We start from the raw sequence: 12,910 nt of genomic DNA, 5'->3' as shown, positions 1-12,910 counted from the left end.
GTAGCAGCTACTACAAGGGGTTCAGGGCCAGTTCGGCACACAAGCCACCGCCATCGCGGTTACTCAGGGCCAGCGAGCCGCCGATGGCCAGCGCCAGTTGCTGGGCGATGGCCAGCCCCAGGCCGGTGCCGCCGGTGTTGCGGTTGCGCGAGTTTTCCACGCGATAGAAGGGCATCAGGACCTGCGCCAGCTCGTCTTCGGCAATCCCAGGTCCGCGATCCAGGACTTTGATCGACTGACTGCCGTCGGCCTTCGATTCCACCCGCAATTCGGCGGCGCCGGCGAACTTCAGCGCGTTGTCCGTCAGGTTCACCAGTACCCGCCGCAGGGCGTGGGGGCGAATGTCGATAACCCCGGCGCTTTTTCCGCTCAGCTCCACGGCCTTGCCCATGTCCTGATAGTCGAACACCAGGCTGTCGAGGAAGGAGTCGAGATCGATCCGGCAACTCGCCTCTGTCGAGCCGTGAACGCTGCGGGCATAAGCCACGCCTTCGCGCACGAGGTGCTCGATCTCGCTGAGGTCGTTGGAGAGTTTGTCTTTCTCGCTGGAATCGTCCATGAACTCGGCGCGCAGTTTCATGCGAGTGATCGGGGTTTGCAGGTCATGGGAAATCGCTGCCAGCAGCTGCATGCGTTCTTTGAGGTACGCGGCGATGCGATCCTGCATGGAGTTAAAGGCCGCAGCAGCGTAAGCGACTTCGGTGGGGCCGCTCTCGTCCAGGTGCACGGTGTGGGCATTCGGGTCGAGGGTATCGACGGCTTTTGCCAGCCGGGTCAACGGGCGAATAGCCACCCTGACCGCCAACCAGGTGCAGATCAACAACAGGGTCAACTGCACCAGCAGCACCATCGGCAGCCACGAGGACAGCGGCATCACCGACGGCCGGACATCGATGGTCAGCGGGCTGCCGTCGGCCAGTTTCAGGTGCGCCTGGAAATGTTGTTGCGCCCCGGCAATGCGCGTGAACGTCAGGGAGTATTGCTGACCGACGGCGTCCTGGATCGACTGCACCGCGTCATGGGCATCTTTAAGGTCAATCGGTGTGCCGGGCAGGCCTTCGCCCAGCGAATAGCGGTAGGTCCGGCGCTCGAAGCGGGGCACCCAGTCGGCGCGCTCGGCGGCCGGCAAGCGGTCGAGGATCGACACTGCGATCGACACATCGTTTTCCAGATTGCCAAGCAACATGGCCTCGGCACTGCGATAACGCTCGTAGAACTGCACGCCGAAGGACAAGCCGTGGGCGACGATCAGGCCTACCAGAAAAATCAGTGACAGCTGTGAAGCCAGGGTCCGCGGCCAGCGCAGGGTAAAACTCATGGCTGCGCACCGAGCAATTCCACAGGGTAAGAGAACACGTAGCCCTCGCTGCGCACGGTCTTGATGTAAGTCGAGTCCCGGGAGTCATCCATCAAGCGTTGGCGCAGTCGGCTCACCAGCAAATCGATGGAGCGGTCGAACAGGTCGGCGTCGCGGCCCTGGGTCAGGTTGAGCAATTGGTCGCGGCTCAGCACCCGCTGCGGATGATCGAGGAAAACCCGCAACAAGCGGTACTCGGCGCCACTGAGGGCCACCAGGGTGTCATCTTCGTCGAGCAAGTGACGGGCGGTGGTGTCCAGGCGCCAGCGCCCGAACTGCAGCAGTCGGCCACTTTCGGTGATCAGCAGGTTGGGCGGCAGCATCCGGGTGCGGCGCAGCACGGCGTTGATCCGCGCCAGCAGTTCGCGGGCGGCGAAGGGTTTGGTCAGGTAATCGTCGGCGCCCATTTCCAGACCGAGGATGCGGTCGGTTTCATCATTGCGCGCGGTGAGCATCAGGATCGGCGTCGCTTTGTGCTTGCCCGAACGCAATTCGCGGCACAGCAGCAGGCCGTCATCGCCGGGCATCATGATGTCCAGCACGATCAGGTCCACCGGCGTGGTTTCCAGAAAGCTGCGCATCTGCCGGCCATCGGCAACCACCGTGGTGCGCAGGCCGTTCTTCTTCAGGTAATTGCCGACCAGTTCGCGGATCTCGCGATCGTCATCGACGATCAGGATGTGGTTCACGTGTTCCATTGCTCAACCCTCTTGTTATTCGCACGTTGCGCATTCTAGGGAGCCGCGCCGCACCTGCCTGCCAGCCTTTGTATCCCACTGTATCTGGCGATGTATTTGATACATGGACATACAAGACGGTTTTTTTCGGGGGCGGATGTATCGAACTGTATCGAGTGCCCTGTGTGACACCTTACGCCTTAATAGCCCCGGTTTTACGACACATGGCGGATACCTGCGGCGGATTAAATGAGTTCCATCGAGACAAGACGACTTGCCTCGCACCACTACTCATTAAAACCGAAGGTAATCGCCATGAACCTGAACAAACTCCTCGCCGCCGGCTTCTTTGCAGTCCTGAACGTTGCAGCCTTCTCAGCCCATGCCGACATCCAGACCAAATCGCAGACGTATACCTACGGCACCCACCTGGATATCAAGAAGGTGATTTCTACTGTAGAAGACGGCGGCGCCAATTGCGGGATTGTGAATGCGCGGATGACTTACCTGGATTCCAGCGGCACGCAGAAAGTGCTGGATTACAGCAAGTTTGCAGAATGTGGCAATCAGGGTGGTTGATTGCCTGAGGATCAAATCGTGTCCAACACGAAACTGGTGTACGACACAGAACTACTGTGGGAGCGGGCTTGCCCGCGAATGCGGAGTGTCAGTCAGCGTTGATGCTGGATCTGATGGCCCCTTCGCGAGCAGGCTCGCTCCCACAGTGATTACTTGAACAAGGTTACGCAACCACCTGATAACACGGCACATAAGCCGCGCCACCCGGCAATTTCATCCGGTGCTGGGCGACGAAGGCCTTGAGCAGTTGATCCAGCGGCTGCATCACTGCGGCATCACCACGGATCTGGTACGGCCCGTGCTCTTCGATCAGGCGGATGCCTTTGTCCTTGACGTTGCCGGCGACGATGCCGGAGAACGCGCGACGCAAGTTGGCCGCCAGTTCGTGGGCCGGCAGGTCGCGGCTCAGTTTCAGGTTGGCCATGTTTTCGTGGGTCGGGTCGAACGGGCGCTGGAAGCCTTCGTCGATCTTCAGCAGCCAGTTGAAATGGAAGGCGTCGTTGCGCTCGCGGCGGAACTGTTTGACCGCTTTCAGACCCTGGGTCATCTGCCGCGCCACTTCCGCCGGATCATCGATGATGATTTCGTAGTGTTGCTTCGCGCTTTCCCCCAACGTGGCGCCGACGAACGCATCCAGTTGTTCCAGATACGGCGCGGCATGTTTCGGCCCGGTGAGGACCACGGGGAAGGGCAGGCCTGCGTTGTCCGGGTGCATCAGGATGCCGAGCAGGTACAGGAACTCTTCGGCCGTGCCGGCACCGCCCGGGAAAATGATGATGCCGTGGCCGACGCGGACGAAGGCTTCCAGGCGTTTCTCGATGTCCGGCAGGATCACCAGCTCGTTGACGATCGGGTTCGGCGCCTCGGCGGCGATGATGCCGGGCTCGGTCAGACCGAGGTAGCGACCGCCGTGGATACGCTGTTTGGCGTGGGCGATGGTCGCGCCTTTCATCGGGCCTTTCATCACGCCGGGGCCGCAACCGGTGCAGATGTCCAGGCTGCGCAGGCCCAGTTCGTGGCCGACTTCCTTGGTGTATTTGTATTCTTCGGTGTTGATCGAATGGCCGCCCCAGCACACCACGATCTTCGGTTCGATGCCGGGGCGCAGGGTGCGGGCGTTGCGCAGCAGGTGGAAGACGTAGTCGCTGATGCCCTGGGAAGTGCTCAGGTCGATGCGCTGGGCGTCGAGTTCGTTTTCGGTGTAGACGATGTCACGCAGGGCGCTGAAGAGCATTTCCCGGGTACTGGCGATCATTTCGCCATCGACGAAGGCGTTTGCGGGGGCGTTCAGCAGTTCCAGGCGTACGCCGCGGTCCTGCTGGTGAATGCGGATTTCGAAGTCTTTGTAGGCTTCGAGAATGGTTTTGGCGTTATCAACATGGGCGCCGGTATTGAGGATGGCCAGGGCGCACTGGCGGAATAAGGTATAGGTGCTGCCGGAACCGGCTTCGCTCAATTGTTGCACTTCACGTTGGGAGAGCGTTTCCAGGCTGCCTTTAGGGCTGACCGAGGCGTTGATTACATGTCGTTGGGTCATTCAATGATCCTTAAAACGATGTCATTCACCCAGGGAGGGCAAGGGCATCCGAATAATATGCATCCATAAGAGAAGATGGCACGAACTGCGCTGGATCGCCATGTTCCCCCGTTTGACGATGAAAAGATGAAAAGGAGCCCCAGCATAGCTAAATCCCCCGCAGAGGCGATAATGGCCCGCACACTTTTTGCCCCTGCCCCAAGGAAAACCGACGCAATGTTCGAAATCCAGCCGAAGAATGCCCAAACCTATCGACAGCAGACGCGACGCAGCACGGTGATCATCGCTCTGATTTTCCTGGCGCTGGCGATGGTGCTGTCCACTGCGGCGGTGGCGTTGTTCGGTGAGCCCGGCGGGGACAATCTGCGTTTCAACGTCGGTGGCGTATTTGTCGCCGTGCTGCTGATGGTGGCACTGATGCGCGGCACGTTCTGGAGCCAGGACTGGATGGCGCCGGCAGTCTACGGCTGGCAGCTCAAGCGCAGCCTGATGAGCATCACCAACGTCATGCATCAGGTCACGGCGGCGGTGGAGGCGGGTGATCCGACCGCCATGAAGCTGCTGCGCTTCTATCATCTGGGCTTGACCCAGATGCATGAGTTGGACGGTAACTCCAGCGACCACGCCCAACTGAGCCGTGAAGTCGAGCAACACAAGGCGAAAATGGAAGCGCTGGGCATCGAGACCGAACAGACGCAACTGAACCCCGCCTGGCTTGAAGCGATGAAGCAGACGCCTCGCTGAAACCCATGGTGTGGGTAGAAACCGCAGCTAGCCATTGGCGCCGCGTTCATCGGCGGCAGCGTGAGCCCGACACACCGGGTGCTACTCTGGGCTTCAGCAGCGACCTGGCTGACGGCCCACGCGCTGTTTCACTTCTGGGAAGTGGCAGCGGGTATCTGTGGGCCGGAGGTGTTGCTGGTGGACTTTCCGGCGGTCACGTTGCCGGCGATTTTCGGGATTGGCCTGACGTTTTGGGCATGGAAAATGCCCATCACCTATCCGGGCGTGGATCAGGCATAGTGAAGTGACTAGCGTTAAGAAATGGCGGCCAGGAAGCATCGCCATGACATAAGAATCAGGGAGCGCCATGGGAAATCCGTCGATTAAAGATCGTATTGAAAAATCCCGATCCGCTGTGCCGTTCCTGATCGAGTCGCCAGGGGCAACGCTCAAGGTTCGCTCAGCGGTGTCTCTGCTGATTGCGGTGTGCCTGTCGATGATGGCTATCGTGGTGTGGGAAGCCTGGAATTCGCGTCAGTACCATTTGCGTGACAAGGAAGTGGCGATGTCCAACCTTGCGCAAACCCTGGCCTGGCAAGCGCAGGCGTCGATCAAGCAAGCCGATACGCTGCTGTTGACCCTGGTGGACCGCCTTGAAAGCGACGGCATCGACCAGTCCCGGTTGCCCCGGCTGGAGCGTTTGCTCAGCGCCCAGCGCAGTGAACTGAGTCAGCTGCATGGCTTGTTCATTTATAACGAACGGGGGGAATGGATCGCCAATTCCAACGGCGTCAGCGTGCCCAATGCCAACAACTCCGACCGTGAATACTTTATCTTTCATCGCGATCATCCCGACCGTGGACCTCACATCGGTCCGACGATAAAAAGTCGTTCGAGCGGTGAATGGATCATGACCGTGTCGCGCCGCGTCAACTATCCGGACGGCCGTTTTGCCGGCGTGGCCCTGGCAACGATCCATATCAGCCACTTCCTTGAGCTTTACGACAGCATCGACATGGGTAGCAACGGTGTGATCAACCTGATCGCCAACGACTCCACCATCGTGGTTCGCCGGCCGTTCAACGAAGCGGACATGGGCACCAGCGTCGGCAAGGGACCGCTGTTCACGCAACTGTTGCCCATGGGTAATTCCGGCACGGCAACGGTGACGTCTTTTGTGGATGGCGTCGAGCGGGTGGTGGGGTTCCGCCGGGTCGACGGCTATCCTCTGATCGTTTTCACCGCACTCAACAAGAAGGAAGTCCTGGCCGGCTGGCGGCAGCAGTCGATGCTGAGCGCGGGCATCGTCGCCTTGCTGCTGGGGTTTCTGGGTGTCCTCGGGTTTCGCCTGATCCGCCTGATGAAGCAGCAGAATGATGTTCAGAGCAAATTGCTGGACGCTCAGGAAAAACTCATCGAGGTCAACCGCAGCCTTGAGTTGCTGGCCCTGGAGGACGCGCTGACCGGGCTGTCCAACCGGCGTCAGTTTGACTTGTTCATTCTCGCGGAAATGGGTCGTGCCCGGCGTACCCAGACCGGCCTCGCGTTGCTGATGATCGATGTCGATCATTTCAAACTGTTCAACGATCAGTACGGTCATGTGGCCGGCGATGACTGTTTGCGCAAGATCAGCGCGATCATCACGGACAACATCAAGCGCCCTGGCGATCTGGCCGCCCGCTATGGTGGCGAAGAATTTGTCGTGGTGCTGCCTGGGACCGACTATGTGGGCGCGTTTCTGGTGGCGGAAAAAATCCGTCGCGCGGTCCAGCAAGCGGGCATCCAGCACAGTGAGTGTCCGGAAGGCATGGTGACGGTCAGCCTGGGCGTCTGTGCGTACGATCCAGCCTCACAGGACCAACCGGACGACTTGATCAGTGCCGCTGACAAGGCGCTGTATGTGGCGAAGGCCAGCGGCCGGAACATGAGCGTCATTGCCAACTGACCGTGGCGATTCATACAAACCCCAAGGTTATCCGGCCCTGCGCAACCTCCACTGCCTGATCACCCGAAGATAGACCAGCACGTTGATCGCCAGCACCACGCCGCCCAACACCAGTTGAATGGCAGGTGTCAGGCCGGCGGGGTAAATGATCGGCCACACATAGTGTTCGATGAAGCTGGTGCCATAGCCAGTTTGCCCGGCAGCGTGGCGCATCAGGTTTTCCCAGTCAGTCAGCGGGCAAAACAGGTGAAAGACTTCCACCGACACGCCCCAGACCGCGGCGGGCAGATGCAACCAGACCAGCGGGCGCCATTTGAGCACCAGCAGCCCGCCGAACAGCACGAACAGAATGAACAGCAGATGAAATAGCACCAGCCCGTCGGCGGCGATTCGGTAAAACATATCGACTCCGGGACGCATCAGGCGAATCGCTTCATGGTACTCGGGCGGGCGGCTCAATCGCGAAAAACAGCGAACTCGGCGCGCATCTGGCCATTGCGCTGGCCTTGTAGAGCAATTTACCGATCTGTTCGATGAACTCCGGCGCCGTGGCGAATCAAGCGTGCAGCCGATGAATGGCAAAGTGCGCAAGATTGTTCAAGCCATCGGTGGCGACTGCTGGCACAGTCTGACGTCTTTCACTGGTTGTAGAGCGTTATGTCCAACTCACTCATGCCGCGCAGTGCGTTTCTTCGCGGCGCCGCAGCGATCATGCCGTTGTCCCTGGCGACCGCGCCCTGGGGGTTGCTGGCCGGTTCCATGGCCATCGAGGCCAATCTCACGCCGCTGCAAGGCCAGGGCTTGTCGAGCATCGTGTTTGCCGGTGCCGCGCAACTGGTGGCGATCGGCATGCTCAAGGGCGGCGCCGGGGTCTTCTCGATTCTGCTGACCACCTTGTTGCTGACCTCCCAGCATTTGCTTTACGGGATGAGCATGCGTTCGGTGATTTCGCCGTTGCCAGGTCGCTGGCGTGTTGGGCTTGGCTTTTTGCTCACCGATGAGTTGTTCGCCCTGACCAGTCAGCATGACAAGCAGCAGTTCAATCGCTGGTACGCCCTGGGTGTGGGCCTGACGTTTTACATCGCCTGGAACCTCTTTACCCTGGCCGGCATCGTGCTGGGCAGCAGCATTCCGGGGCTCGAACATCTGGGGTTGGACTTCTCCATCGCGGCCACCTTTATCGCCCTGATCACACCAGTGGTGCGTAACGTGCCGACCGTGGTCTGCGTGGCGGTTTCGCTGTTCTGTTCGGTGTTGTTCAGTTACTGGCAATGGGGCTCGGCGCTGGTGCTGTCGGGATTGGCGGGCATGACCGCAGGCTTTGTCTGCAACAAATTCTACGGTGGACGCACATGATGGTCTGGGCAGTGATTATCGGGATGGGTGTGCTGGTTTTCCTGAACCGTTACGTGTTTCTGGAGCCTCGGCTACCGCTGCGCCTGAGCAGCAACGCCCGGCAGTTCCTGGGTTTCGCGGTGCCGGGCATGCTCACCGCGATCTGCGGGCCAATCGTGTTCATGCCCGACAAGCAATTGAACCTGCAGTGGGACAACCCGTACCTGATCAGTTCACTGGTGGCGGTGGGGCTGGTGCTGTACACCCGCAACACGTTGCTCAGCATGCTGTTGAGCATGGGGTTTTTCTTTCTGCTGCGCTGGTGGCTCTGAGCCGGGCTGCCGAAATTGTTCTACGCTAAAAGTTGATGACTGATCCCTTAGGAAGAGAGGTGAGCATGGCAAATGAACAAAAGCGTCCGGACCTGGATGAAGACATGGATGAACCCACGGAAGAAGAGCTTGAACAACAGAGGCATGCGGAGCAGACATGGAAACGTGACGACAGCCGAGATCTGGGAGAGCGCGACGAAGAGCGTCCGCTGAAGCCCTGACCGAGCAGCGCATACAACAAAGCCCCGCCATTGAGCGGGGCTTTTTAATGATTTGCTGCCTGAAATGTAATCTCCTGTGGGAGCGGGCAAGCCCGCTCCCACATTTGAGATCAGATCGAAACATTCCAGCGAATCTGCGTAATTCCCAGTTGTTGAGCCTGGACTCGCGCGTTATCAAGGCTGGCATGTGCGGCAATTTTACGGCCGGCCTCAGGGTAAGCATGCGCAGAAGCCGAATGTATTGCCTCGACATCCGAGAATTGCACGGCCAGTTTGAAAAAGTGCTGTCGCACACCGTGGAACAAGTAATGCACGGCATAGGGAACGAGTTCACTCATGTATTCCTCCTGATACCAACGATCGCTTTGGTTCAATAGTCCGATAGGGGAATTCTGAGAGATCTGCAGTACCAACGTTGCGCAGAAATAAGGCGGCAAAAAAATGAGAGACTCAATGAGCCTCTGCTATTGAGATTGTTATAGCTTCAGGTTCGTTCAGTTTTTACTGAACAGATTCCACGTATCGTTTCAAACATCTTCCAGCTGAGCAAAATCCGGGTGCGAGGCCCGAAAACCAAGGGTTTTGTCGATCCAGGCATTCAGTTCGTTGACCATGACCGGAGGTTTGCCCGGATAGTGTTCGAGGGTAGAGCACAGAAGGTCATTGATATCAGGAATTGACCGCAGGTTTCGAGTCGTTATGTATTGCCCGATAAAACAGTCAAGTGGGCAGTGTTCTGTCTTTGAAAGATAAACACACGGCAGGCCACCGACTTGATTAATTGCAAAATCGTCGCGCAATTGGTTTCTCTGCAAGGCTTGATGTTGTAGGGATTTCCTTAGGTGTTGACTCTTTGGTCAAGCGGATGGTGCCGAGGGAAATGCGGCGCGAATGCTAGCGGGAGTTTTTCTAAATGTATGTATGGCGACAGAACTCTCAGACAGGCGGTTGATGGGTAAAACGCCGAGCTTATACAAGTGTTTCTTGAATGAAACACTGTGTGTAACGTTGAAGTGCGAACTGTATTTAAGCTGCTGTTACTGATGTATGCATTGCTGTCGATATTGATAACTTCACGTCAGTAATCAATATGCTGAAAATCAGGGCCATGTCCGGCTGGCGGCTCTGGGGACTTCGTCGGCCCGCGACGTCTATATTTAGAAATCCATCCACTGGAGCATCACTCCCATCAAGCACAAAGGACTGTTCAATCAGGAGATCATCATGACCCAGCTCGAAAAAGTGCTTTATACCGCCAAGGTCCATACCACGGGCGGGCGGGACGGTAAATCAAGCAGCTCTGACGGGCGTCTCGACGTCAAGCTGTCGTCCCCGGGCGGGCCGGGCGACGGCACCAATCCCGAGCAGCTGTTCGCGACAGGTTGGTCCGCCTGCTTCATCGGTGCGATGCAGGTGGCTGCCGGCCAAATGAAGATCAAGCTTCCAGCTGATCTGAGCATTGACGCCGAAGTCGACCTGGGCACCAATGCGGGCGGCTACCTCTTGCAGGCTCGCCTCAACGTCAGCCTGCCGGGGTTGGATCGTGAAACGGCCCGCAAGCTTGTGGATGAAGGGCATAAGCTGTGTCCGTATTCCAAAGCCACACGGGGCAACATCAACGTCGAGATCAATCTGGTCTGAGCGGCTCCACAGTCCTCGCAAGGGGGACGCGCAAATGCGTGCACCCCTTGCTACTCAGCGCAGCGATCGGAACGCCGTGCGAAGTTCTTCGGAGAAGAGTTGCGGCTGTTCCCACGCCGCGAAGTGGCCGCCCTTGTCGGCCTGGCGAAAGTAGATCAGGTTGCGATAAGCGCGCTTGGCCCAGCTCTCGGGGGGAAAGTAGACATCATCCGGAAACACCGTGATCGCCACCGGCAACGTGATTTCGGTGGTCTTTTGTGCGGTGGAAGAAAGCGGGCTGCGTCCCATGTTCTCCCAGTAGAGCCGTCCTGATGAAGCGCCGGTGTTCGTCAGCCAGTACAGCGTGATGTCGTCCAGCACTTGATCCTTCGTCGGCGCCTGTTGCGGGTCGGCGCCGTAGGTCCATTTGGCAAAGCCGGGGTGCACGAGCATCAGCGCTGCGAGGAAGGCCGGTGAATCCGCCACGCCATAGCCCATCATCTGCGGCCGCGCGGCCATCATCGTGCTGTAAGCCAGGTTGCCCTGTTTGACGAGCGTGGAGACGGCGTCGTAGGTCACGCGCTCCTCCGCCGAAAATCCCGCTGGCGCCGGCCCGCCAACCGCGAGTGCGGCACCCGCTTCTGGCGGTATCGTTGCCGGCAGGTTGAGGTGAATGCCGAGCAATCCGGCCGGTGCCTGGCGTGCCATTGCGCTGGTGATGGGTCCGCCCCAGTCGCCACCCTGGGCGATATAACGGGTGTATTCGAGGCGCTGCATCAGCTGCGCCCAGACCCGGGCGATGTGATCCGGGTCCCAGCCGGTGCCACTGGGTTTGCCGGAAAAACCATAGCCAGGGATCGACGGAATCACGAGATCGAATGCATCAGCGGCGCTGCCCCCGTGGGCGGTCGGATCGGTGAGCGGACCGACAACCTTGATGAACTCGAACACCGAGCCCGGCCAACCGTGGGTCATGATCATGGGCAGCGCGTTCGGATGGGGAGAGCGCACCCAGATGAAGTGGATATCGACCCCATCGAGGGTGGTCATGTATTGCGGCAATGCGTTGAGCTGCGCCTCGGCCTTGCGCCAGTCGTAGTCCGTGCCCCAGTAGCGAACCAGCGCCTGCAACTTCGCCAGCTGCGCGCCTTGGGACTGATCGGCAACCGTTTCCTTGTCCGGCCAACGGGTCGCGGCGATGCGGTTGCGCAGATCAGTCAGATCCTTGTCCGGAACTTGAACGTGGAAGGGTTGAATGGCCTTGGGGTCGTCAGCCGTCGCTGGATTGGCGAGGGCCGAGACGCAAAGCGCGAAGGCAACCATAACGACCGCGAATAGGTGCTTCATCTTCATTGTCTCGGTTGAGGACGTTCACCTGAAGGATAGATCCGGGAATCATCGGGCTGTTCTTGTGGTTCGTTTTTCTTGCTTCTTTTTCGACGGGCGTTTGTCCTTGGTCAAGAACAGGCTCAGCAGCACCGAGGTCAGGATGATGCCGCCGACGAGGGCCAGCGACCATTGGATCGGCACGTGAAACCACGGCATGAGCAACATCTTGCTGCCAATGAACACCAGCACGATGGCCAGACCGTACTTGAGCAGATGGAAACGCTCGGCCATATCAGCGAGCAGGAAGTACAGGGCACGCAGGCCCATGATCGCGAAGATGTTGGAGGTGAACACGATGAAGGGATCGGTGGTGACGGCGAAGATAGCGGGGATGCTGTCGACGGCGAATATCAGGTCGCTGACCTCGATCAGTACCATCACCAGGAACATCGGCGTCGCCCACAGCAGGCCGTTCTGGAACACGAAGAACCGCTCGCCGTGAAACGTGTCGGTGATGCGCAGATGCCCTCGCGCCCAGCGCAACACCGGGTTCTTTTCGAGATCAGGCTGATGTTCAGCGAAGATCAACATCTTGATGCCGGTGATCAAGAGAAAGGCGCCGAAGACGTAGAGCACCCAGGCAAACTGCGACACCAGCCAGACGCCAGCGAAAATCATCACGGTGCGCATCACGATGGCCCCGAGCACGCCATACAGGAGGACGCGGCGCTGCAGTTGTGGGGGCACGGCGAAGTAGCCGAAGATCATGACGAAGACGAACATGTTGTCGATCGACAGTGACTGCTCGATCAGGTAACCCGTGAGGAATTCAAGGGTTTTACGCTGGGCGATCTCCGGGCCGAACGTGCCGTTCAGATACCACCAGAGCAGTGCGGCGAAGGCCATTGCCAGACAGCTCCAGGTGATGACCCAGGACAGCGCCTCCCGGGCTGACACGCGATGCGCCTTGCGCCCGCCAAAGACAAAAAGATCCAGCGCCAGCATGGTAATGACGAAGGCGATGAAAGCGGTCCACATCCAGGGTTCGCCGATATTCATGGGGTATGCCATTTTTCGGGACTGACAGGCGGGTTTTTTTACCGATGGGCGTCATGCTATCGGCCAGATTGGATCAAGAAAAATCGTTTATTTTTGGCGAATGGTTCGTTTTTTACGAAGTGTTGGCATGCAGGCCTGCCGGAAGAACACGTGTGGGAGCGGGCTTGCTCGCAAAGGCAGAGTGTCAGTCGAAATC

The 12,910-nt window shown here is 58.8% G+C and carries 16 protein-coding genes; 8 read left to right on the top strand and 8 right to left on the bottom strand.

Features of this window, described 5'->3' with window-relative positions; genetic code table 11:
- Nucleotides 1-10: 10 nt before the first annotated feature.
- The gene (locus tag ACA055_RS17800) at nt 11-1,318 is read right to left on the bottom strand and encodes an ATP-binding protein (RefSeq protein WP_497679846.1); all 1,308 of its coding nucleotides are present in this window, start codon (nt 1,316-1,318) and stop codon (nt 11-13) included.
- Nucleotides 1,315-2,055: a response regulator gene (locus tag ACA055_RS17795; RefSeq protein ID WP_497679845.1), complete on the bottom strand. Its 741-nt coding sequence runs from the start codon at nt 2,053-2,055 to the stop codon at nt 1,315-1,317. Before ACA055_RS17795 ends, ACA055_RS17800 begins: the two co-directional genes overlap by 4 nt.
- 294 nt (nt 2,056-2,349) lie before the next feature.
- Here ACA055_RS17795 and ACA055_RS17790 point away from each other — a divergent pair, with 294 nt between their 5' ends.
- A complete protein-coding gene (locus ACA055_RS17790) occupies nt 2,350-2,613 on the top strand; it encodes a DUF2790 domain-containing protein (RefSeq protein ID WP_497679844.1) in 264 nt (87 codons plus the stop codon).
- Nucleotides 2,614-2,776: 163 nt separating this feature from the next.
- On the opposite strand, the gene ppnN is transcribed toward ACA055_RS17790, so the two are convergent.
- On the bottom strand, nt 2,777-4,150 hold the full coding sequence (ppnN, locus tag ACA055_RS17785) for a nucleotide 5'-monophosphate nucleosidase PpnN (protein WP_497679843.1): 1,374 nt from the start codon (nt 4,148-4,150) through the stop codon (nt 2,777-2,779).
- A gap of 216 nt (nt 4,151-4,366) precedes the next feature.
- On the opposite strand from ppnN, the gene ACA055_RS17780 reads away from it, so the two are divergent.
- The 3 genes from ACA055_RS17780 (at nt 4,367) to ACA055_RS17770 (ending at nt 6,818) form a co-directional block, all read left to right on the top strand.
- Nucleotides 4,367-4,894, top strand: coding sequence for a DUF3087 domain-containing protein (locus tag ACA055_RS17780; RefSeq protein ID WP_497679842.1), 528 nt, complete (start codon nt 4,367-4,369; stop codon nt 4,892-4,894).
- 60 nt (nt 4,895-4,954) lie between these two features.
- The gene (locus ACA055_RS17775) at nt 4,955-5,173 is read left to right on the top strand and encodes a hypothetical protein (RefSeq protein WP_497679841.1); all 219 of its coding nucleotides are present in this window, start codon (nt 4,955-4,957) and stop codon (nt 5,171-5,173) included.
- A 67-nt stretch (nt 5,174-5,240) separates the two neighbouring features.
- A complete protein-coding gene (locus tag ACA055_RS17770; RefSeq protein ID WP_497679840.1) occupies nt 5,241-6,818 on the top strand; it encodes a sensor domain-containing diguanylate cyclase in 1,578 nt (525 codons plus the stop codon).
- 27 nt (nt 6,819-6,845) lie between these two features.
- Here ACA055_RS17770 and ACA055_RS17765 read toward each other — a convergent pair whose 3' ends face one another.
- The gene (locus tag ACA055_RS17765) at nt 6,846-7,220 is read right to left on the bottom strand and encodes a DUF2784 domain-containing protein (RefSeq protein WP_497679839.1); all 375 of its coding nucleotides are present in this window, start codon (nt 7,218-7,220) and stop codon (nt 6,846-6,848) included.
- Between the two features lie 255 nt (nt 7,221-7,475).
- On the opposite strand from ACA055_RS17765, the gene ACA055_RS17760 reads away from it, so the two are divergent.
- The 3 genes from ACA055_RS17760 (at nt 7,476) to ACA055_RS17750 (ending at nt 8,706) form a co-directional block, all read left to right on the top strand.
- Entirely contained in the window at nt 7,476-8,174 is a 699-nt protein-coding gene (locus ACA055_RS17760; protein WP_497679838.1) for an AzlC family ABC transporter permease, read from the top strand.
- The gene (locus tag ACA055_RS17755; protein WP_010455066.1) at nt 8,174-8,485 is read left to right on the top strand and encodes an AzlD domain-containing protein; all 312 of its coding nucleotides are present in this window, start codon (nt 8,174-8,176) and stop codon (nt 8,483-8,485) included. Before ACA055_RS17760 ends, ACA055_RS17755 begins: the two co-directional genes overlap by 1 nt.
- A gap of 65 nt (nt 8,486-8,550) precedes the next feature.
- Nucleotides 8,551-8,706: a hypothetical protein gene (locus tag ACA055_RS17750; protein WP_497679837.1), complete on the top strand. Its 156-nt coding sequence runs from the start codon at nt 8,551-8,553 to the stop codon at nt 8,704-8,706.
- 110 nt (nt 8,707-8,816) lie between these two features.
- On the opposite strand, the gene ACA055_RS17745 is transcribed toward ACA055_RS17750, so the two are convergent.
- Together ACA055_RS17745 and ACA055_RS17740 are read right to left on the bottom strand one after the other, a co-directional pair.
- Entirely contained in the window at nt 8,817-9,044 is a 228-nt protein-coding gene (locus ACA055_RS17745) for a DUF6555 family protein (RefSeq protein ID WP_497679836.1), read from the bottom strand.
- Between the two features lie 189 nt (nt 9,045-9,233).
- Nucleotides 9,234-9,506 carry a hypothetical protein gene (locus tag ACA055_RS17740; RefSeq protein ID WP_497679835.1) on the bottom strand — a complete coding sequence of 91 codons (273 nt, stop codon included), beginning with the start codon at nt 9,504-9,506 and terminating at the stop codon, nt 9,234-9,236.
- 424 nt (nt 9,507-9,930) lie between these two features.
- Here ACA055_RS17740 and ACA055_RS17735 point away from each other — a divergent pair, with 424 nt between their 5' ends.
- Nucleotides 9,931-10,347 (top strand): organic hydroperoxide resistance protein, encoded by a 417-nt coding sequence (locus ACA055_RS17735; protein WP_497679834.1) that lies wholly within the window; start codon nt 9,931-9,933, stop codon nt 10,345-10,347.
- A gap of 54 nt (nt 10,348-10,401) precedes the next feature.
- Here the strand turns inward: ACA055_RS17735 and ACA055_RS17730 are convergent, their stop codons facing one another.
- Entirely contained in the window at nt 10,402-11,673 is a 1,272-nt protein-coding gene (locus ACA055_RS17730; RefSeq protein ID WP_497679833.1) for an epoxide hydrolase family protein, read from the bottom strand.
- 48 nt (nt 11,674-11,721) lie between these two features.
- Nucleotides 11,722-12,714, bottom strand: a complete 993-nt coding sequence (locus tag ACA055_RS17725; protein ID WP_497679832.1) for a TerC family protein — start codon at nt 12,712-12,714, stop codon at nt 11,722-11,724.
- Nucleotides 12,715-12,910: the final 196 nt, after the last annotated feature.

The sequence above is a fragment of the Pseudomonas sp. LBUM1657 genome (genome assembly GCF_059716075.1).
This window is presented reverse-complemented; position numbering and strand designations above follow the sequence as displayed.